The following is a 20,080-nucleotide window of genomic DNA, read 5'->3' as shown; positions in this document are numbered from 1 at the left end:
GGCTGCATCGGTGCGTTTCGTGTAGGCAGAGCATGTAACAATTGGACAACAATCAAACGTCCATTATTGTGCATTCAACTGTACCAATTTGGAGGTTAGCCTTGGCCAAGCAGCTCGAAGGTCCGATCCTGCCCTTCCTACGTCTGGACACCGGCATCGCCCTGCCGAAATTCCGGCAGGTACAGGACCAGCTGCGCACGGCCATCCTGCAGGGGCACCTGCGTGCCGGCACGCGCCTGCCGGCAAGCCGCATCCTTGCCGAGGAGCTCGGCCTGTCGCGTCAGACCCTCGTGCGGGTGCTGGAGAACCTGAAGGCCGAGGGATATCTGGAGGCGCGGCAAGGGGCCGGCACCTTTGTCTCAGCCGCCCTGCCGCGCCGACCGGCAAAAGCGCGGTTTGCCGAGACCGGGGACGATGTACCGCCGAGACTGTCGCGGATCGGCGTCTTGTCGCGCGGGGTTTCGGCAGAGATCGGCCGCGTTGAACCAAAACCGTTCCTGCCCAACCAGCCGGCGCTCGACCGGTTTCCGTTCGCCATCTGGCGTAAATGCTGGAATACGGTTGTCCGCGGCGGCAGGGCGGGCATGGGCTATGGCGATGTCGCAGGAGAACTGGTCCTGCGTCAGCGGATCGCTGAGTATCTCGCCTTGCACCGGCGCGATCCATGTGACCCGGAGCAGATCGTCATCACGCCCGGCGGGCACGCCGCCTTCACGCTCGCCGTACTGGCATTGGCCGATCCCGGCGACGGTATCTGGTTCGAAGACCCCGGCCCCGTCACCACCTCAAACCTGTTGCGCACACTTGGCCTCAACCTCTGCCTTGCCGATGTCGATGCCGACGGCATGGATGTCGCGGACGCCATGGTGCGTTATCCCGACGCACGGCTCGCCTTCGTCATGCCCTCGCGCCATCACCCGCTCGGCGTTACGCTTTCCCTGCCCCGCCGCCTCGCTCTTCTTGAATGGGCACGGGCAAACGAGGCCTGGATCATCGAAGACGATTACGACAGCGAGTTCCGCTACGATGGCGCACCGCTGCCTTCGATGCGCTCCATAGACAGCCACGGAAGGGTGATCTACGCGGGCAGTTTCAGCAAGGCGCTCTATCCCGGTATCCGTGTCGGCTATCTCGTCTTGCCGCCGGCGCTGGTTGGAACCTTCCGCAATCTTTCGGGCCTGATCCATCGCAGCGTGCCTGTCGAGACGCAGCTCGCTCTCGCAGAGTTCATCGGTGGCGGCCATTTCGCCAGCCACCTGCGCCGTATGCGCAGCCTCTATGCCGAGCGCCGCAACGCGTTTTTCGATGCCGGACGAACAGCCCTTGCCGGGCTTGCCGCTCTCGATTGTTCCGACAGCGGACTGAATGCTCTGGTTTGGCTCGCGAACGGGCGCGAAGACCGGGCCGCGCAGCGCGCCGTACTGGAGGCCGGCCTGCAATGCTACCCGCTTTCAGACTACACTATCGCGACTACGCGCCCCGGCGCCCTGATTCTTGGCTACGCCAACGTGCCGGAGGAACGGATGAAAACCTATTCCCACGTTCTTGCTGAGGCCCTGTCCCGGCCGTGATACCGTGCGATGCTACGAGCGAGTACTATGACGTCGAAGAAGCAAAGGTGGAGGGCATATCGTCTTCGGCCCGCTATTGCCGGCCCACTATACGTTGTCTTCAGCCGCATCGAGCCCCGGACAGCTCCACCTTGCAAAGGCGAGGCGCACCACGCGCTGAAAGGGGCGTGAGAGATCGGGCATCAAGTGAGACTTGCGAATATCGTCAATGGGTTATCCTTCGCAAGGAGGCTGCGGCAAAGCGTGCCTGCTCCCATATTGCTCTCGACGAGCGACACAAGATCGTACCCTTCGAATGGCCTCCAGCGTGTAAGGCGGCACGCGTGCCCCGCGATATCAGGATGCACCACGAGGCTCGCCTTGCACTATCAGATCCCTCACCGGAGTTGGAGGCCCGCTCTTCTTGCAAAAAAGAACCGGTGCCAGAGGCACCGGTCAAAACACAGAGGAAGGATCACTCTGCAGGGGAACTTATGCCGAGTTCAGGATATCCAGCGCTGCAGCGTGCAGCCCGGCCGAGGCGGCGGCGATGATGGCGCCACCCTTTTCTGCCGGTCCACCCGTCCAATCGCTCACCACGCCGCCGGCCTGCTCGATGATCGGGATGAGGGCGACGATGTCGTAAGGTTGCAGGCCCGCCTCCACCACGAGGTCGATCCCTCCGGCGGCGAGCATGCAATAGGCATAACAATCCGTGCCGTAGCGCGACAGGCAGACCTGCCGTTCCAGCCGTTCGAAGGCGGCCCTCTGCCGAGGTTCGAAGATCGCGGGCGTGGTGGTGCAGAGCGTCGCCTCGGCGAGGCTTTTGGTAGCACGCGTGGAAAGCCGGGCCTTGCCGTGCGGTCCCTCATAGTGCGCGCCTTGCCCAGTGGCGTAGAACAGTTCGCCGATGAAGGGCTGCACCATCATCCCGGCGATGGCGTCGCCATGGTCCGCCAGGCCGACAAGCGTGCCCCAGAGCGGGATGCCGGAAATGAAGGAGCGCGTCCCGTCGATCGGATCGATCACCCAGACATGCCGGTTGTCCGCACCCTCCGCGCCAAATTCCTCGCCGAGAATGCCGTGGTCCGGAAATTCGGCGCGGATCAACGCGCGGATCGCCTTTTCCGTTTCGCGGTCAGCCTCCGTCACGGGGTCGAAACCGCCCGCCAGCTTGTTGGCGACGAGGCCCGGCTGACGGAAGCGCGGCAGGGTTTCCCGCGCGGCGACCGCGGCGATCCGGTGCATGAAATCGGCGGAAATCATCGTGTCCCCTTCCTCAGACGGCCTTCAGCCAATCCGGCCAGCGTGGATCGCTCATCACGAAACGCGCCCGCATATGCTTCCAGGAACCATATTTGAAGAAATCGAAATCGAGGCGGGAGATCCGGTTCTGCACCATCGCCCAGGTCGACCACTTGAGATCGACCAGCGCCTTGAACAGCGAGACCCGCGCAAAAAGCGCCGGATCGAGGCGGCCGTAATAGGCCTCGATCATCTCCGTCTCCACCTCGGGCGAAAAACACATTTCGCTGAACCACAGGGCCAATTCGGCGGCCCGGTCGTTGGTCGAGGCATATTCGAAATCGACCAGCAGGACGCGCTGGTCGGCATGCAGCAAAAAGTTGCCGGCGAGCGTGTCGTTCATGCAAGGGGCAAGATCGAGGCCGGAAGCCTCCAAAGCCTGCCGCGCCTCGCGATAGCGCGCATTGAGCCAGCCGAAATCGCCGGGGAATTCGCCGCCGAGCGCAAGGGCCTGCTCGAAATGCTCGTCGATCATGTCGAAGGTCGTCTTGCGCTGGGCGAGCGGCGCGCTGTCGTTGAAGGCCTTCAGCGCGCGAAGGCCATTCGAGCGCACGACCGGATCGAGGAAATCGGCATTGGTGGAGGTGCGCAGCCCCTCGACGAATTCGCTGACCTCGACGCCGGTTTCCGGAAAGAAATCGATGATGCGCGCACCGACACCGGCAGCATGCGCCTTGCGGCCCGCCTCGTTCGCCGTCCGGCGGTCGATGAACATTTCCGTGCCTTCGCCGGGAATCTTGACGAAGAAACTGTGCGGTGCGCCGCTGACAAACACCTGCCAGTTCGGATTGCTGATGCCGCCCGGCACCGGCTCGTAGGAAACCGTCCGGTCCCGCCAGTCCGCGACGGCGAGGATCGCCGTTTCGATCGCCCGTTCCGCCGACGATGTGCCTTCACCCAAGCTGCGCCGCATCGGCTCCCCCCGTCAAACCTGTTTCAGCCATGTTTCGAAGCGCGGTCCCTCGATCACGGTGCGCGCCCGCAAAAGCCGCCATTCGGCATATTTGAAGAACTCCACCTGTTTCCGCGGCGAGCGGGCGGCGCTGATGAAACCCCAGAGCGCCCACATCAGGTCGTCCGCCGCGCCATAGAGGCGGGCGCGGGCGAGCACCTGCGCATCCGGCCTTCCAGTCGCGATCTCGATCGCCAGCAGCGCCTCGCCGTCGAAGGGCAGCAGTTCGGCGAGCACGGTGCCAAGATCGTGCGCGAGATCGGCCTGGCGGGCCCATTCGAAATCGACCAGCCGGATGGCATTTCCAGGCCCCACCATGACATTCGACGACACGCCGTCGGCATGGCAGGGCACGGAATCGACACCGGCAGCGGCGATCGCGGCGGCGACACGCTCGACCGCCGCCAAGACGGTGTGGACCGGCGCGGGCAGGATGACACCGCCTGCCAGTTCTCGATAGGCGGCGACGAGATCGAAAACGCTGCGCTTCTCCTCAAGCGGCGCGGCCTTCTGAAAGGCACGTTTTGCGGCGAGCAGGTTTTCGAGCACCGCGGGACGGCGCAGCACATCCATATGCCCCCAGGCCCATTCCTCGCCGAGCGCCTCGAAGACGAGAACGCCGCGAGCGGGATCGGCCTGCAGCAGCCGGGGCGCGATGCCGAGGTCGCCGGCTTTGCGGCTCGCCTCCGCAACATGCTCCAGCGCGATGAAATCGGCCATGTCCGCGTGCCGGTGCTTGACGAAGACCGGCGGCCGGCCCTGCGCCGTGGCGAAGGTGCAGATGTTCTCGACCGCCCGGTGAACGGGCGAGACGACGCCACCGATCGGCGGGGAAAACGTCGCGCCGGAAAGGTCGGCGGCGGCGAGCGCCTCATCGTTCAGCATCAAAATCCCCCTCGGCAAGGCGGCGCAGGACGGTGGTCAGCACAGCGAGGCCAGCCTCGACATCCTCAGGATGGGTCAGCTCTTCCGGATGGTGCGCGATACCGTCGACGCTTGGAACGAAGATCAGGGCGGACGGGACGCCGCTGTTTTGCAGCGCCACGGCGTCGTGCCCCGCCACCGAACGCAGGGGCAGCGGCTCGAAACCGCAGGCGCGCGCCGCCTCGCCGGTGATCGCCATCAGCCCGATGTCCATGCCGGCCGGTTCCCGCAGCGTATCGGCGATGATTTCCAGCCGTGTGCCGGTCTCGGCCGCGGCCTTTTCGAAGGCTGCGAGAACCGGCTGTCCGGCCCGATCAAGTTCGGCGACATCGAGACCGCGCAACTCGAACCAGACGGTGGCGCGCTCCACCACCACGTTCGGCGAGTTCGGCTCGATGACAAGGCGCGCGGCGGAACGGTGGAGATGGGGATGGCGTGCGGCGATGAGTGCTTCGAAGGCGGCAACGCCCTGCGCGGCGGCGAGAAGCGCATCGCGCCGGTCCGCCATCGGCGTCGGGCCGGTATGGGCGGCGCGGCCGATCCAGCGGACCATCATCTTGCGGGCGGCCCAGGTGCCCTCGACAACACCGATGCGGCGGCCGGCCACCGTCAGGATGCGGCCCTGTTCGACATGTAATTCGACATAGGCTTTTGGACGGGGCGGAACGCCTCCCGTTTCGCCGTCGATGCCGATCGCGGCGAGCGCATCGCTGAGCGTGATGCCGGCACCATCTGTGAGGGAAAGTGCTTCACGCAGCGGCAGAGCACCGGAGAAGACGCCGCTGCCGGTGAGGCTCGGCTGGTAGCGCGCGCCCTCCTCGTTCGTCCAGTTGACGACGGCGAGGTTATGGCGCGGGCGGAAACGGTCGGCCTGTACTTCGGTATGGAGATCGAGTGCCGCACAGCCGGCAGCGAGAACGCCGAGCGTGCCGTCGAAGCGGCCGCCGCGCGGCTGCGTGTCGAGGTGCGAGCCGGCAAAAATCCACGCGGCGTTTTCGCCCGCCCAGTCGAAACAGGCGAACTGGTTGCCCACCGCATCATGCGCCAGGCGCGCGCCGCCGCGGGCCATCCAGTCGGCAAAGATCGCGCGGGCCGCGCCATCCTCGGCGCTCGCCGCAAGCCGCGTCACGCCTTCGCCCGCGCGTGCACCGACGGCGGATATGTGATCGAAGATCGCCGTCAGGCTGGCGGCGTGTTTTTGCGCTGCGCTATCCATGGATGACCTCCAGCTCTTCCGCCTCCAAAGCGCGGGCAATCGTGTCCGGCGGGCGTCGGTCGGTGACGAGCGTTTGGACGCGGGCGAAGGGGGCGGTGATGACATTGCCGACCTTGCCGAACTTCGAATGGTCCGACAGCATGACGCTGTGCGAGGTTTGCTTCAGCAGCACCTGGCGGATGCGCGCCTCGTCCTCCTCGAAATCCATGAAACCGTAATCCGCATTGATGGCGCCGGCGCCCATGAAGACCATGTCGAAATGGAACTGCTGGATGTAGGAGATGGTGTCGTAGCCAACGAGATCCTGCTCCACCGGGCGCATGCTGCCCGGCGTCATCTGCACATGCACGCCAAAATGCTCGCAGGCCGCCTGCGCGATGCGCAGCGAATTGGTGTAGAGCCGGAGCTTCTTGAAGCCGACGAGGCGGCGGGCGAGCGCCAATGTCGTCGTGCCCGTGTCGAGGAAGATGACGCAATCGTCGTTGATGAGGCTGCGCGCCAGACCCGCCACCTCGTCCTTTTCGAGGGCGTTGAGCTTGATGCGCTCGGTGATGGGCGTATCGGCGGTGCGGCCCGCCGGAATGGCGCCGCCATGCACCCGCCGCACGGCGCCCTCGGCCTCCAGATCCTTCAGGTCGCGCCGGATGGTTTCGCCGGAAACGCCGAATTCCGCCGAAAGCTCGAGCACGCTGACGCGCTGGTCGCGGTCCAGGCGCTCCAGGATGACTTCCTTGCGGATCTCACTCGACATGCACGGTTTCCTCCTCATGCAGCGCCTCGTGCCGGTGCAGGCAGGCGGCGTAGTTTTCGCCAGCAAGCGCGAGCAGCGGCGGATCGGTTTTCTGGCAGTCGTTTTGCGCGCGCGGGCAGCGCGAGCGGAACGAACAGCCGAGCGGCAGGTCGATGGGGCTCGGCGGCTCGCCGTCGAGCAGGTAGCGGGGACGCGGGAAACGGTTGTGCTCCAGCGTCGGCATGGCGCTCAGGAGCGCCCGCGTATAGGGGTGGTGCGGGTGTTCGAAGAGGGTCGTATTGTCAGCCAATTCCACGATGCGCCCGAGATACATGACGGCGATACGGTGGCACATCCGGCGTACGAGCGCGAGGTCGTGCGAGATGAACACATAGGAAAATCCGTGGCTCGCCTGGAGCCGGTTGAAGAGGTCGAGAAGCTCGGCCTGCTCCACCTGGTCGAGCGCCGAGAGCGTCTCGTCGAGGATGAGGAGGCGCGGCTTCAAGACCAGCGCGCGGGCGATGTTGATGCGCTGGCGCTGGCCGGCGCTGAGGCCGACCGGCAGCCGCTCGGCAAGCTCGAGGTCGAGCCCCACCTCGGCCATCGCCTCCTGTGCCCGCCGCGCCGCCTCCACCCGGCCGACACCGTGGATCAGCAGCGGCTCCTCGATCATGCGCTGGAGCGGCATGCCCGATGGCAGCGAGCCATAGGGGTCCTGCAACAGGAGCTGGAAGGAGCGCCGCATCTCCGTCAGCGAGCGGGCGGAGAGATGCGAAAGGTCCTTGCCCAGGAAGGCGATGCGGCCGCTGTCCGGCTGTTCCAGCCAGGCGAGAAGCCGCGTCAGGGTGGATTTGCCGCAGCCGCTTTCGCCGACGATGCCAAAGTTCTCGCCGGCCTTCACGGTGAAGGAGACGTCGCGCACCGCCTTCACCTCGTTATAGGCGTTGAACGAGCCGCGCCGGCGCACGAGATAGGTGCGCATGACGTTGTCGACCGTCAGCACCGCCTCGCCCTGCCGCGCGGCCGGCGCCGCCACATCCTTCCAGATCGGCGGAATGCGCGAGATGAGGGTGCGCGTGTAGGATTGCCGGGGGCTCGCGGCCAGCTCCGCCGTGCGCCCCTCCTCGACGATGCGGCCGCGCTGCATGACCAGCGTGCGCTCGGCGATCTGCGCCACGACAGGCAGCGAAGAGGAGATGAAGAGGAAGGCGGTGTCGAGGTTTTGCCGCAGGCCGTCGATCAGGCGGATGATCTGCGCGGCGACGGTCACGTCGAGCGGCTGAGTGATGTTGTCGGCGATGACGAGCGCGGGATCGGAGATCAGCGCATCGACGATCATGACGCGCTGCATCATGCCGCCGGAGAACTGGAACGGCGCTTCGTGGAACCGCGCCCCCGGCGAGGGGATGCGCACGCGGCCGAAGAGGTCGAGCACCTTTTCGCGCGCCTCCGCCCGGCCGGTCCCGGGCCGCACGGAACGCAGCTTTTCGACGATCTGCTGGCCGATCGGCAGGCGCGGATCGAGCGAGCCCATCGGATTGGCGCCGATGAAGCCGATGCGGTTGCCGCGGATGGCCGAAAGGCTGCGCGGCGGAAGGGCGAGGATATCCTTGCCCTCGAAGACGACCGTGCCGGCGGCAATCTCCAGCGGAGGGGCGACCGCCCGCACCAGCGCCCGGGCGAGCACCGACTTGCCGGAGCCCGCCTCGCCAACGAAGCCGAGCACCTCGCCCGGGTCCAGCGAAAAGCTGACATCGTCGACGATGCGCCGGTTGCGGCCTTCGCGCTGGAGATCGACGCTGAGATGGGAGACGGCGAGAATGGAGTCGGTCATCAGGCCTCTCCTCGCAGAACCGCGTTGCGGGCACGCTCCAGGGCGGAGCCCATCAGGTTGAGGCAGGTGAGCGAGACCAGCATGAAGAGCCCCGGCATGGTGGCGATCCACCAGGCGTTCAGCAGGTATTTTCGCGCGTCGGCGATGACATTGCCGAAGGTCGGCGTCGGCGGCTGCACGCCGAGGCCGAGGAAGCCGAGGATGGATTCGAAGATCATCATGCGGGCGATATCGAGCACCGCGACGAAGGCGATCGGCGGCAGCACGACGGGCGCGACGAAGAGCAGCATGATCCTGAGATCCGAGGCGCCGAGCACCCGTTCGCCGAGCACGTAGCCGCGGTTGCGCTCGCCGAGCGCCACTGAGCGGGCGACGCGGGCATAGAGCGGCCAGCCGGAAAGGCCGAGCACGAGGATGATCGCCGGCACCGTAGGGCGGGAGACGCCCAAAATGGTGATGGCGAGGATGATCATGGGGATCGAGAGCTGCGCATCGGTGAGGCGCATGATGATCGCATCCGCCCAGCCGCCGCGAAAGCCGGCGTAAAGGCCGAGGCTGCACCCGACGACGAACATCAGGACAACGGTGGTGACGCCGATGAGCAGCGAGTAACGCAGGCCGACGAGACAGCGCATCAGCACGTCGCGGCCGAGCTGGTCCGTGCCGAGCACATAGGGCCATTGCCAGCCCTCTGCCGGGAACGGCGGCAGCAGCTTGGAACCATACGCGATTTTCACCGGATCGATCGGGCTCACCAGCGGCAGCAGGATGGCAAGGCCAATCAGCAGGCCGAAGCCGATAAGGCCGATGCGGAAATCCGTGCGCGCGGCGGCGATCTGCAGCATGCGGCGGGTGGGTGTGGCGCCGCGTTTGGCGACGGGACGCGGGGCAGCGCTTTGCTGGACGATATCGGTCACGTCAGTACTCCAGCCTCGGATCGATGGTCATGGCGATGAGGTCGACCAGGATGTTGATGACCACGAACATCACGGAAATGAAAATCGCGATGCCCTGGATCAGCGGAAAATCGCGTTGCAGCACGGCGTTGATCGTCAGGAGGCCGAGGCCCGGATAATCGAAGATGAATTCGATGACGAGCACGCCGCCGAGCAGCATGCCGAGCTGCACGCCGATGAGGTTGATGAGGGGAATGGCGGAATTGCCGAGCGCGTGCGAAAAGATCGTGCGGCTGCGGGAAAGGCCGCGGATCGGCGCGAGCTGGATGAAATCCTCCCGCATCACCTGCGCCACCGAGACGGTGAGCGTGCGCAGGATGAAGGGCACGATCTCCACCGCCAGCACGATGGCCGGCAGGATCGTGTAGCTGAAGCCGCGATAACCGATGGCCGGCAGCAGCTTCAGTTTGACCGAGAGGAACAGCGTCAGCACGATGCCGAGCCAGAAATTCGGCGTCGACACGCAGAGCGAGCCGAGCACCAGCGCCAGCTTGTCCGGCCAGCGTCCGGGATAGAGCCCGCCCGCTGTGCCGAGCGGCACGGCGACCAGCAGCGCGATGGCGAGCGCGACCGCCGCCAATTGGAGCGTCATCGGCAGGGTGGCGAGGATGAGGTCCAGCACCGTGGCGCGCTCTTCGCGCGTCGCATCGTCGAAGGATGCGCCGCCAAGGCTCGCCCCGCTCTTCGGCCGCACGAAGGACGTGCCGAGATCGCCGGTGACGAGGTCGCCGAGATAGGAGACGAACTGCACCGGTATCGGCCGGTCGAGGCCGAGTTCCTTGGCCTTCATGGCCACCACCTCGTCGGGCGCCATGCCGCCGACGATGAGGCGCGCCGGATCGCCCGGCACCACGCGCAGCAGCGTGAAGATGATGAAGGTAACGAGCAGGATGATGAGGCTCCCCTGCAGGAGCCGTCTCAACAGGAACGACAGGACGAACATGCGTCTCCCCTTGCGCCGATCGGGATGGAGCGGCCGCCAAATATTGGCGGCCGCCGCGTGCCATCAGGCGAGGCTGGCCTTGTTGGCGTCCATCATACCATTCGGATAGAAGTACATGCCCTCCACCCCCTCGCGCATGGCGTGGATGAAGACGGAGGTGAACAGCGAGAGCGCTGGCACCTTGTCCGCCAGCATCGGCATCACCTCAGTCTGGATCACCGCCTTGCGCGCGGCCGGATCGAGCGTATTGCGCTCCTTGTCGAGCACCGCATCCAGATCCTTGTCCTCGATGCCGGTAATGCGCTTCGAGGAGGAATGGAAATGGGTGCGCAGCACGAGGTCCGGCTCGGGAGAGCCTGTCGACCAACCGCAGTCGATCATGTGGCCCGGCCCGCCGCCCGGCCGGTCGTAGAGCCGCTCGTTCCAGGCGGCGACCTCCATGACGTTCAGCTTTACCGGAAAGCCCTGTTCCTGAAGCATGGCGGTGATGACCTCGCCATATTCCTTGGTCTTCGGGTAGAAGCCGACCGAGGTGATGTATTCGAGTTCCGGCAGGCCCTCGCCTTTCGGGAAGCCGGCCTCGGCCAGCAGCCGCTGGCACTCTTCCGGATTGTATTCCGGATAGTTCGGCGTATCGACGTAACCAAACTTCACCGGCGAGATCCAGGCCTTGGAGGCATGGCCGGAGACGCCCAAAATGTCGAGCAGCACGGCGCGGTCGATGGCATGGGCGGCGGCCTTGCGCAGGCGCGGATCGTTGAAGGGCGGCTTGGAGCAGCGGAACCAGAGATATTTGTTCTCGACCGAGACCGCCTTGTTCAGCTTGAAACCACCGGTGTCCTCGATGGTCTGGACCTGTTCGGCCTCCAGGCGCTCGATGAGGTCGGCCTCGCCGTTGAGCAATGCCAGCGTGCGGGTGGTCGCATCGCCGACGAAGCTGAAATTGATGCCCGGCAGGGTCGGCTTGCCGAGATAGAAGCCGTCGAAGGCTTCGAGCACCGTCGTGTTGCCCTCCTGGCGCGCGAACTTGAAGGCACCGGTGCCGTTCGGCCGGGCGGACAGCGTTTTCGGATCAGCGACGTCCTTGGCCGACAGGATCGGCAGGAAGGCCGACAGGAACCAGAAGAGGCTTGCCGGATAACCGCCCTTCTCCGTCTTGATACGAGCGACATGATCGCTCACCACCTCGACCTCGCAGGGACCGGGATACCAGGCCGCGGGACGATCCGGCTGGCTGGCATATTCGAAGGTCGCCTTCACGTCCTCGGCGGTGAAGGGTTTGCCGTCATGGAAAGTCACGCCCTCGCGCAGCGTGAATTCCAGCGTGTGCTCGTCGACGAGCTTCATGTCGGTCGCCAGCTCCATCACCAGCTCGTCCGGATTGTCCGGCCGCATCGGCGCGCGGGTGAGGTAGCCGAAGACGAAACTCTCCAGGTTGATCTGGGCAAGCGTCGTGTGGGAGGACGGGTCCCAGTTGCCGGTGAGGTTTTCCGCCGACATGAAATTGAGGACCTTGCCCTCGGCGGCATGCGCCGGGTCGACGAAAAAGGCAGTATTGAGGACCGGCAGGCCGATGGCAAGGCCAGCGAGCGCCGAGCTTCTTAGGAATGCTCTCCTGTTGAATTCCATGACGATATCTCCGCAGTTGGATTGCTGGCCGTTCCCCGCCCCGCTTTGTCGCCAGCAACGACAAGCGGAGGTATTTTATTATGGAAAAGGTGGTCTTCGGCCTGCTGGCAGAACGCCATGACAAGCGCATCGGCATGCCGCCGGCCGACGACCTGCAGGCCGACCGGCAGGCCGTTTACCGTCAGGCCCGCCGGCAGCGAGGCCGCCGGGTTGCCCGAGAGGTTGAAGGGATAGGTAAAGGGCGTCCAGCCCGTCCAGGCGAGCACCTCGGAGGGGGACGAAAATCCTTCCGGCGCCTCGCGGTCGGCGGCAAACGGCTCGACCGGCACGGTGGGCAGGAGCAGGAGGTCGATGTCCTCGAAAAGCGCATGCACGCTGCCGGCAAAGTCGGCGCGGGCCTTGGCCGCCGAGAGATAGTCGGCGAGATCATAGCGGGCGGAGGCCTCGACGAGGCCGCGGAAACCGCTGCCGAATGCCGAGAGGTCCGCCTCGGCGCCATAGGCAACGCCGCGGCCGGCGACCCACAGCGTCTCGAAAATGCGGATCGGGTCCTGCCAGTCGAGCAAAACGGGGCGGATATCGAGGTCGAGCGCGCCAGAGAGCGTCGCCACCGCCTCCCTGATGACGCGGTCCACCTCGGGCACAACGGCAAAGCCGAACAGGCTCGGCGCAAAACCCACACGCAGCGTGCGGATCGGGCGTGGATCGGTGTAGTCGGCGCCGTCATCCGGCAGGGCCTGATGGTCGCGCGGATCCGGACCCTTGGCGATGTTGAACAGCAACGCGCTGTCCTTGGCCGAAACGCTCATCGGGCCGGCATGGGAGAGCATTTCCGTCGCGCTCCACGGCCAGGCCGGCACGCGTCCCAGAGAGCCCTTCATGGCAAAGACGCCACAGAAGGCCGCCGGGATGCGCACGGAACCGCCGCCATCCGACCCCAGAGTGAAGGGCACCATGCGAGCGGCGAGCGCGGCGCCAGACCCCGAAGAGGAGCCACCGCTCGTCAGTTCGGGATTCCAGGGATTGCGGGTCGGCCCGTAGAATTCGGAATGGCCGGAACCGGACCAGCCCATCTCCGTCGTCGTCGTCTTGCCGATCATGATCGATCCGGCGTCGATCATCCGCTGGACGATCGGCGCCGTCGCCTTGGGAGCGAAATTTTTGTAGGCGGCCGAACCGCGCTGGCAGAGCCGGTCCGCCACGAAGAAGAGGTCTTTCACCCCCATCGGAATGCCATGCAGCGGGCCGCGCAGATGGCCTTGCGCTGCTTCGCGGTCGCAGGCCCGCGCTTCCTCCAGCGCCTCCTCCTCGAAGACCTGGCTGAAGGCGTTGACGACAGGGTTCAGCCGCCGGATGCGCGCCAGGCATTCCCGCACCAGCGCCTCGGATGTGAGGCTGCCAGAAGCAATTGCCGACCTGAGCGCAAGAACCGAAAAATCCACGACCTTCATCTCCCGTTATGTGGATTTATGTTGGTTTTGTGGAAATTGTCAATACACACAAAATCAACAAATCACATATTGAGAAGCATGAAGAACCGTAGGACGGCCGTGCATGAGAACCGCTCTCCCAGCACCGTTGGTTGTCGCCTGCCAATGCCCGAGGACCCAGTACCGAAACCCGTCAATGGGTCACATACATGCCCAGCAAGGAGGAAGCACCAAGCCGCGCTTGTCATTTCTGGACCAAAACAACGAGAACGGCGAAGCAAGTCGCTTCGGCGTAAAAAATAGGGAAAAGAAAGAGATACAACGTTCCTACAGCTTAGGAATCGCAACGTGGAGGATGCTTCCGCTCCCGAGCGTCATACCGGATGAATGGACCACTTCTCGAACCTATGCAACCCGCCCGATTCGCCGTCGTGAATGCGAATCTCACAGCTCCTTCGACCTGTCGACGAGTTCGGCCTGCTGGATGGCCGGCACGGTGCTCGTGCCGTTCTGGTCGAAGGCCATCAGGAAAAATCCCGCTGGGCGAGACGCGCGTTTAACCATTCGATGTTCTCCTCCGGCTCCTCGAACGGCAGGCTGAGATCGAAGAAGCGCACATTCGCCCGATAGGAGACGCTGCTCTAGTAGATCATGACCTCGGTGAAGACCGTATCTATGGTGAGGTCGTCGTCGACGAGGGTGCCGAGGTTTTCAGCGCCCGGAAACGTGCCGGTCGCGCAATGGCCGATCCGGTAGCTTTCCGCATTGCGCGCCGACCAGGCGAAGGACACCTCGCCGTAGGGCCGGTCGATCGTGCGGTACATGCGGAAGAACTCGATGCTGGTCACCGACTCCACCACGGTCAGCGTCGCCTCCCGCGTCCAGGTCATCGGCTGGGGCGTCTGCCAGGTGCCGCTGAGGCGGTAGAAGCCGTTGCCGCACCTCCTCCGGCATCGAGCCGCGCAGCGGCACGTCCGTCGCCGGCTTGGAGATCTTTTGCAGGATGATGCGACCCTCGGTAAGCGTTCCCTTGAAGGCCCATCGGCCGCCAAGCTCCCAGGAGAGATGCGCCCGCTCGCCGAGCGCCGCTGCCTTCGGCGTCATGGTCAGGTCCATCACCGGCATCACCACGGTGATGTCGATCGAATCCTCCTTGACCAGCTTGCCGTCCTTGTAGAGCGAGAGCGTATAGACCATGAGGTCCTCGTAGGGCATCGCGGCCAGCGAGCCCTCGGGCAGGCTGAGGCTCGCATCCTCCCCGTCGCTCGTCAGCGTATGGGTGGTGCCGTATTCGACATAGGACAGCTCGATCCGGTCGCAGCCGAGCACCGACCAGCTCAGCCGGCTCTCCTCGCCGCAAAACAGCGAGGGTGGCTCGGCCATGAAGCTGCGGATCTGCGGCTCGGGGATCTGGCGGTAGAGCGTCAGCGTCTCGTAGCCGGGATCCCAGCCGTCGATGCCTTCATAGAGCACGTAGACCTGCGTGGCGAAGGGCGGCAGGCTGGTGTTGAAGTCGGAAATGTGCAGCATCAGCGCGCCGCCCTTGCCGATCAGCTCCCGGTGGTCGGGTTTCGGCCGTATCGCACTGACGAGGCTGTCGGCGTCGGGGCCGGAAACCGTCCAGCCGTGTTTCGCATCGCTCGCCGGCACCACCTCGATATCTTCGACCAGCGCCACCGCCGTCAGGGCCGTCGTGCCGGTGAACGTCTCCTCCTCGCCGGGTTCGACCCAGACGGCGGGGAAGACCAGCGTGAAGCCCGGCGCGCTGTCCGCCGCCCGCGCCGAAAGCAGCGGCTTGTCCTTGTCCCGGTTGCGAATGGTGACGGTGAGCTCGTTAGGGATGAGATAGTCGCGGCCGACCGAGGTGAGCACCGTGCCCCGCGAAATGGCGAAGGAGAGCGCGTTCGAGAGCTGCCGCTTCGGATCGGGCTCGACCGGCTTGTCGGCGAGGATCACTTAGCGGTCAACCGTTTTCGACGCGACGGCACTGGCGCCGCTCCGGAAATCCTTGAACACGGCCTGCATATGTTTAAGGCCGAGGGTCTTCTTCAGCCCGAGCATGCCGAAACTTAAGGAAATGGCGAGCGTTGCCCCCGGCCCCCAGGTGACATCCGCGGTCGGCGAGAGCCCCGGCTGTCGGCGGACCAGCCGGCGGCGGTCAGCACCGCCTGGCCCGCTTCCTCGTCGCCGCACAATTCCGCAAGGTTCAGCGTCAGCGTCGTCGTACCCGCCTTCAGGGTCAGCGTGTCGGGGCCGGTGTTCTTCAGGGTGCGGTGGCGCTCAAACCAGTCTTTCACATGATGTAGCAGCTGCGAAGGCCTCCGTTTGTATTTGAGCGGCTACGGCGGCAATGTCTATCGGGCCTCTTCATCCCGGTTTCCGACTGGCGTCAACCAATTCGGAACCCTTGGCGCCTGCTCCATAAGCACCCAGCAGGCCGCGTTGCGCGAGATTGCGCATCAGATGGGACGCAGCGAAGGTCCAGGGCGCGCATTCGTCGGAAAGCCTCACCCGATTGACCAGGGCGCCGAGCCGGTCGTTGGAGATGGTGACCGTATCGCCGATCTTGTGGGTAAACCCCTGACCGGCCACGTCGCGGTCCTCGACGGGTGCAAACAATGTGCCGAGAAAGAGCATGAAGCCATCCGGATATTGATGGTGAGCGCCAATCGTCTGGGCAACGAGATCGAGCGGATCCCGGCTGATCTCGTGCATGGAGCTGTGCCCGGTCAGTACGTAACCGTCCTCACCCTCGACCCGCAGATGAAGAACGGCATTGCGCACGTCCTCGATGGAGTAGGTTTCATCGAAAAGACGGATGAACGGTCCGATGGAGCAGGAGGCGTTGTTGTCCTTGGCCTTGCCGAGAAGCAGCGCGGAGCGGCCTTCGACATCGCGCAGGTTGACGTCGTTGCCGAGCGTGGCACCCCGCACCCGGCCCCGGCTGTCGACGGCGAGCACGACCTCCGGCTCCGGGTTGTTCCACGAAGATATCGGGTGCAGCCCGACCTCCGCACCATGGCCGACCGACGACAGCACCTGTGCCTTGGTGAAGACCTCGGCATCCGGGCCGATGCCCACCTCAAGATATTGCGACCAGAGCCCTTCCTCGACGAGGGCCGCCTTGACTTTCACCGCCTGGGCCGAGCCCGCCTTGAGATCCCGAAGGCTGGCACCGACCAGGGCCGCCACCCGATCCCGGATCGCTGCCGCACGCGCAGGATCCCCGGCAGCCCGTTCCTCGATCACCCGCTCGATCATGGAGCGGGCGAAGGTCACGCCGCAGGCCTTGACCGCTTGCAGATCGCAGGGCGCGAGAAATCGTGCCGCATCCCTTTGCCCGGATGCGGCGAGGACCTCTTCCATGCGGCCGATCCGGGAGCCGGTCTCAGCCCGCACGAAGCCGACGGGGTCGTCCAATTCGAGCAGGTCCCGCATGGTCGGTGCGGTGCTGGAGGTGATGTCGACCAGCACTCCCTTCCGCAGCACGACAAGGGAGGGGCCGGCCACAGCGGGAAGCCACACGCGGCCGACGAAGGTGCCTTGCAGATCGAGTTCCATATCGTCACCCGTCAATAATCGACGACCCGACCGTCGTTCGGATCGGCCCAGCGCGTGTTCGGCACGACGGAGAACCAGCCCTCGCGCGAGGGATCGCGATCATAGGGGTAGCCGCCCAGCGTCTTGTAGAGGTCGGCATACTTGCCGAGCTTGTCGCGGTCGATCTCCACGCCGAGCCCCGGCGCCGACGGCACCTTGATCGCGCCGTTCTCATAGCGCATCGGCCCACCGACGATGATGTCGTCTACGAGCTGGTGATAATGCGCATCCGCATGGAAGACGAGGTTCGGCACGACCGCGCCGAGATGCAGCATGGTGGCAAGCTGGATACCGAGTTCGCCCGAAGAATGCACGGCGATACCGAGCTGGAAGGTTTCGCAGACGCCCGCGGCCTTCACACAGGGCCGGATGCCACCCCAGAAGGTCGTGTCGATCAGGATGACATCGACCGCCGGATTGAGGATGTTGGCGGCGAGCTGCTCGAAATTGACGACGACCGTGTTGGTGGCAAGCGGCATCGTCGTGTTTTCGCGCACGCGGCGCATGCCGTTAAGGCCCCAGGTCGGATCCTCGTAGTAGTCGTTATTGAGATCCTCGATACTCTTGGCGAAGCGGATCGCCTCCTCCACGCTGAAGGCGGCATTGGGATCGTAGCGCACGCTGTCCGGCCCAAGCGCCTTTGCCCAGGCGCGATAAACCTCCAGCTCGTAGCCAGGTGGGAAGACGCCGCTCTTCAATTTGTGCGAGGTGAAGCCACATTTTTCCTTGAGAGCCAGCGTCTGCTCGATGAGCTGGTCGGCAGTGCGTGTCTCGCCCTCACCGGTCTCCTTGTTGGGCAGGCGGAAGAACATGTAGCTGGCGAAAGGCACCCTCTCGCGCATCTTGCCGCCGAGCAGGTCATAGACCGGCACGCCAAGGAATTTGCCCATGATGTCGAGACAGGCGAATTCGATGGCCGCATGCATCTGCGTGCGGTTGTTGTAGAGGCTGGCGGTCGGATTGCAGATCATGAAGCGGAGATTTTCCAGCTCGAACGGATCATGCCCGACGAGATAGGATTTGAGTGCCCGAAAGGCCGCCTCCGCGCTCTCCCCGCCCCCGCCCATCTCGCCGAGGCCGACGATGCCCACATCGGTCTCCACCTCGACGATGGTGCGCACAAAGCGCCCCCAATGCGCCCCGTTGGAATGGCGCAGCGGCGCTTCCAGCGGAACAGTGACGGTCGTGGCGCGGATATCGGTGATTTTCGGTCGCTTCATGGAAGGCTCCAATGCGGTCTGTCTGTTGCAAATGGCCGGGCCAAACGCCCGGCTAGCTGATCATCCGGGTCATCTCGTCCACGCTGATATCCCTGGCCGGCAGGTCGGCGATCTTCTCGCCCCGCGCCATCGCGACGATGCGGTCGGAAATCGGGTGGATGTGATGCAGGTTATGGCTGATGAAGATCGAGGTTACGCCGAGGCCCTTCAGTTCCACGACATGGTCCAGCACCTTGTTGGTCTCCTTGACCGAAAGGTGGTTGGTCGGCTCGTCAAGGATCAGCACCTTCGAACGGAAATGCATGGCGCGCGCAATCGCCACCCCCTGGCGCTGGCCGCCCGACAGCGCTTTGACCGGCGTGTCGGCACCGCGCAGGTGCAGGCCGACACCGCGCAGGCCTTCCATGGCTTCCCGCGCCATCTTCTCCCGGTCGACGATGCCGAAGCCGGGCCGCCCGAATTTCAACGGTTCGCGCCCGATGAAGAAGTTCTGGGCGATCGACATTTCCGGCACCATGGCCGTGTACTGGTAGATAGTCTCGATGCCGAGCCCCATCGCCACTTCCGGGCCGGTGATGGAGGCGCTGCGGCCCTCGATGAAGATGTCGCCCTTGTCCTGCGTGTGCACGCCCGACAGGATCTTGATCAGCGTCGACTTACCGGCGCCGTTGTCGCCGACGAGGCCGATAACCTCGCCGCGCGCGGCATGGAAATCGACATTCTTCAGGGCATGCACGGCGCCGTACCATTTTTGCAGGCCAACGCATTTAATGATCGGCTCTTCGGCCGGATTGACGGCAGTGCTCATGGCCTTACCCCTTCATGCCTTCGGCCTTCAGCCGGGTCTGCGTGTTGAGGACGACCGCCACCACGATCATGGCGCCGACGGCGAACATGAACCAATTGGCATTGACGCCGCTGAGGATGAGAATGTTCTCGATCATGGCGATGAGCAGCGTGCCAACGACCGCGCCGAGAATGGAGCCGACCCCGCCGGTCAGCGCCACACCGCCAATGACGGCCGCGGCGATCGCCTGCATTTCAAGGCCCGTGCCGAGGTTCGGCACGATCACCTTGACGCGAAAACTCTGGATGATGCCGGCAAGGCCGGCGAGCGTGGCGCAGAGCATGAAGCAGGCCATCTTCACCCGCTCGGTCTTGATGCCCATGTCGCGCGCCGCCTGCGGATGGCCGCCCGTCGCAAAGATCCAGTGGCCGAAATCCATGCGGCGCAGCACGAAGCCGAGCACCAATGCAATCGCGATCATGTAGAGCAGCGAGACACGCGGTGTCACGAGCCCGAGATCGAGCCGCCCGACCAGCCAGGACACGTCGAGTTCGCGCGGGAACACCGGCGGGAAACCGCCAGCCAGCACGATGGCAAGACTGCGGGCCATGAACAGCATGCCGAGCGTCGCGATGAAGGAGGGAATCTTGAGCTTTAGCGTGATCAGGCCGTTGGCAAGGCCGATCAACGCCGCCAGCGCAAGGCCGATCAGGATGGCCGCCGCCGTCGGCCAACCGGCCTGCATCAGGAGCACCGTCACCATCGGCGACAGGCCGAAGACCGAGCCGACGGAGAGGTCGAACTCCCCGGCAATGATCAGGATCGTGATGCCCATCGCGACAATCGCCAGCTCGGGGATCGGCTGCAAGTAGACGGTCATGTTGCCGGTCGTGAGAAACCGGTCGTTGATGATGCTGAAGGTCACGAACAGGGCGAGGAAAATCAGCAGCGCTGCCATTTCCGGCCGCGCCATCAGGCTGCGGATATTGGGTTTCATCGTGTCA

The 20,080-nt window shown here is 64.7% G+C and carries 17 protein-coding genes; 1 reads left to right on the top strand and 16 read right to left on the bottom strand.

Features of this window, described 5'->3' with window-relative positions; genetic code table 11:
* Window positions 1-101 precede the first annotated feature (101 nt).
* Complete coding sequence (locus EXZ48_RS24710) at window positions 102-1,571, top strand: PLP-dependent aminotransferase family protein (protein ID WP_165909415.1); 1,470 nt, start codon at window positions 102-104, stop codon at window positions 1,569-1,571.
* A gap of 471 nt (window positions 1,572-2,042) precedes the next feature.
* On the opposite strand, the gene hisN is transcribed toward EXZ48_RS24710, so the two are convergent.
* The 16 genes from hisN to EXZ48_RS24630 all read right to left on the bottom strand — a co-directional run bounded on the left by hisN (window position 2,043) and on the right by EXZ48_RS24630 (window position 20,073).
* The gene (gene hisN, locus EXZ48_RS24705; RefSeq protein ID WP_130519012.1) at window positions 2,043-2,816 is read right to left on the bottom strand and encodes a histidinol-phosphatase; all 774 of its coding nucleotides are present in this window, start codon (window positions 2,814-2,816) and stop codon (window positions 2,043-2,045) included.
* Between the two features lie 13 nt (window positions 2,817-2,829).
* A complete protein-coding gene (locus EXZ48_RS24700) occupies window positions 2,830-3,768 on the bottom strand; it encodes a choline/ethanolamine kinase family protein (protein ID WP_130519010.1) in 939 nt (312 codons plus the stop codon).
* 12 nt (window positions 3,769-3,780) lie between these two features.
* On the bottom strand, window positions 3,781-4,692 hold the full coding sequence (locus EXZ48_RS24695) for a phosphotransferase (protein ID WP_130519008.1): 912 nt from the start codon (window positions 4,690-4,692) through the stop codon (window positions 3,781-3,783).
* Window positions 4,679-5,947, bottom strand: coding sequence for a Zn-dependent hydrolase (locus EXZ48_RS24690; protein ID WP_165909414.1), 1,269 nt, complete (start codon window positions 5,945-5,947; stop codon window positions 4,679-4,681). The genes EXZ48_RS24695 and EXZ48_RS24690 overlap by 14 nt, the downstream gene beginning before the upstream one ends.
* Entirely contained in the window at window positions 5,940-6,698 is a 759-nt protein-coding gene (locus EXZ48_RS24685) for a DeoR/GlpR family DNA-binding transcription regulator (protein WP_165909413.1), read from the bottom strand. Before EXZ48_RS24685 ends, EXZ48_RS24690 begins: the two co-directional genes overlap by 8 nt.
* The gene (locus EXZ48_RS24680; protein ID WP_130519002.1) at window positions 6,688-8,511 is read right to left on the bottom strand and encodes an ABC transporter ATP-binding protein; all 1,824 of its coding nucleotides are present in this window, start codon (window positions 8,509-8,511) and stop codon (window positions 6,688-6,690) included. Before EXZ48_RS24680 ends, EXZ48_RS24685 begins: the two co-directional genes overlap by 11 nt.
* The gene (locus tag EXZ48_RS24675) at window positions 8,511-9,428 is read right to left on the bottom strand and encodes an ABC transporter permease (RefSeq protein WP_023516186.1); all 918 of its coding nucleotides are present in this window, start codon (window positions 9,426-9,428) and stop codon (window positions 8,511-8,513) included. Before EXZ48_RS24675 ends, EXZ48_RS24680 begins: the two co-directional genes overlap by 1 nt.
* A gap of 1 nt (window position 9,429) precedes the next feature.
* Entirely contained in the window at window positions 9,430-10,410 is a 981-nt protein-coding gene (locus EXZ48_RS24670) for an ABC transporter permease (RefSeq protein ID WP_050746207.1), read from the bottom strand.
* Window positions 10,411-10,473: 63 nt separating this feature from the next.
* Window positions 10,474-12,039: an ABC transporter substrate-binding protein gene (locus EXZ48_RS24665; protein ID WP_023516188.1), complete on the bottom strand. Its 1,566-nt coding sequence runs from the start codon at window positions 12,037-12,039 to the stop codon at window positions 10,474-10,476.
* Window positions 12,012-13,481, bottom strand: coding sequence for an amidase (locus tag EXZ48_RS24660; RefSeq protein WP_207900481.1), 1,470 nt, complete (start codon window positions 13,479-13,481; stop codon window positions 12,012-12,014). Before EXZ48_RS24660 ends, EXZ48_RS24665 begins: the two co-directional genes overlap by 28 nt.
* A gap of 699 nt (window positions 13,482-14,180) precedes the next feature.
* The gene (locus tag EXZ48_RS24655) at window positions 14,181-15,425 is read right to left on the bottom strand and encodes a hypothetical protein (RefSeq protein WP_130518998.1); all 1,245 of its coding nucleotides are present in this window, start codon (window positions 15,423-15,425) and stop codon (window positions 14,181-14,183) included.
* Window positions 15,426-15,538: 113 nt separating this feature from the next.
* Window positions 15,539-15,766 carry a hypothetical protein gene (locus tag EXZ48_RS24650; RefSeq protein ID WP_130518996.1) on the bottom strand — a complete coding sequence of 76 codons (228 nt, stop codon included), beginning with the start codon at window positions 15,764-15,766 and terminating at the stop codon, window positions 15,539-15,541.
* A 70-nt stretch (window positions 15,767-15,836) separates the two neighbouring features.
* Window positions 15,837-17,030 (bottom strand): fumarylacetoacetate hydrolase family protein, encoded by a 1,194-nt coding sequence (locus EXZ48_RS24645; RefSeq protein ID WP_130518994.1) that lies wholly within the window; start codon window positions 17,028-17,030, stop codon window positions 15,837-15,839.
* A gap of 11 nt (window positions 17,031-17,041) precedes the next feature.
* Complete coding sequence (locus EXZ48_RS24640; RefSeq protein ID WP_130518992.1) at window positions 17,042-18,289, bottom strand: enolase C-terminal domain-like protein; 1,248 nt, start codon at window positions 18,287-18,289, stop codon at window positions 17,042-17,044.
* A gap of 52 nt (window positions 18,290-18,341) precedes the next feature.
* Window positions 18,342-19,097, bottom strand: coding sequence for an ATP-binding cassette domain-containing protein (locus EXZ48_RS24635; RefSeq protein WP_130518990.1), 756 nt, complete (start codon window positions 19,095-19,097; stop codon window positions 18,342-18,344).
* A 4-nt stretch (window positions 19,098-19,101) separates the two neighbouring features.
* Entirely contained in the window at window positions 19,102-20,073 is a 972-nt protein-coding gene (locus EXZ48_RS24630) for an ABC transporter permease (RefSeq protein ID WP_130518988.1), read from the bottom strand.
* Window positions 20,074-20,080 lie beyond the last annotated feature (7 nt).

The organism is Shinella sp. JR1-6 (genome assembly GCF_004284735.1).
GTDB lineage: Bacteria > Pseudomonadota > Alphaproteobacteria > Rhizobiales > Rhizobiaceae > Shinella.
Note: the sequence above shows the minus strand (reverse complement) of the source record. Positions and strands in the feature narration are given on the sequence as shown.

Excerpts from the sequence above, each read along its gene's own strand:
- EXZ48_RS24640 (WP_130518992.1), bottom strand. The coding sequence starts at position 18,289 with ATGAAGCGACCGAAAATCACCGATATCCGCGCCACGACCGTCACTGTT.
- EXZ48_RS24635 (WP_130518990.1), bottom strand. The coding sequence starts at position 19,097 with ATGAGCACTGCCGTCAATCCGGCCGAAGAGCCGATCATTAAATGCGTT.
- EXZ48_RS24670 (WP_050746207.1), bottom strand. The coding sequence starts at position 10,410 with ATGTTCGTCCTGTCGTTCCTGTTGAGACGGCTCCTGCAGGGGAGCCTC.
- EXZ48_RS24645 (WP_130518994.1), bottom strand. The coding sequence starts at position 17,030 with ATGGAACTCGATCTGCAAGGCACCTTCGTCGGCCGCGTGTGGCTTCCC.
- EXZ48_RS24630 (WP_130518988.1), bottom strand. The coding sequence starts at position 20,073 with ATGAAACCCAATATCCGCAGCCTGATGGCGCGGCCGGAAATGGCAGCG.
- EXZ48_RS24690 (WP_165909414.1), bottom strand. The coding sequence starts at position 5,947 with ATGGATAGCGCAGCGCAAAAACACGCCGCCAGCCTGACGGCGATCTTC.
- EXZ48_RS24685 (WP_165909413.1), bottom strand. The coding sequence starts at position 6,698 with ATGTCGAGTGAGATCCGCAAGGAAGTCATCCTGGAGCGCCTGGACCGC.
- EXZ48_RS24680 (WP_130519002.1), bottom strand. The coding sequence starts at position 8,511 with ATGACCGACTCCATTCTCGCCGTCTCCCATCTCAGCGTCGATCTCCAG.
- EXZ48_RS24665 (WP_023516188.1), bottom strand. The coding sequence starts at position 12,039 with ATGGAATTCAACAGGAGAGCATTCCTAAGAAGCTCGGCGCTCGCTGGC.
- EXZ48_RS24695 (WP_130519008.1), bottom strand. The coding sequence starts at position 4,692 with ATGCTGAACGATGAGGCGCTCGCCGCCGCCGACCTTTCCGGCGCGACG.
- hisN (WP_130519012.1), bottom strand. The coding sequence starts at position 2,816 with ATGATTTCCGCCGATTTCATGCACCGGATCGCCGCGGTCGCCGCGCGG.
- EXZ48_RS24700 (WP_130519010.1), bottom strand. The coding sequence starts at position 3,768 with ATGCGGCGCAGCTTGGGTGAAGGCACATCGTCGGCGGAACGGGCGATC.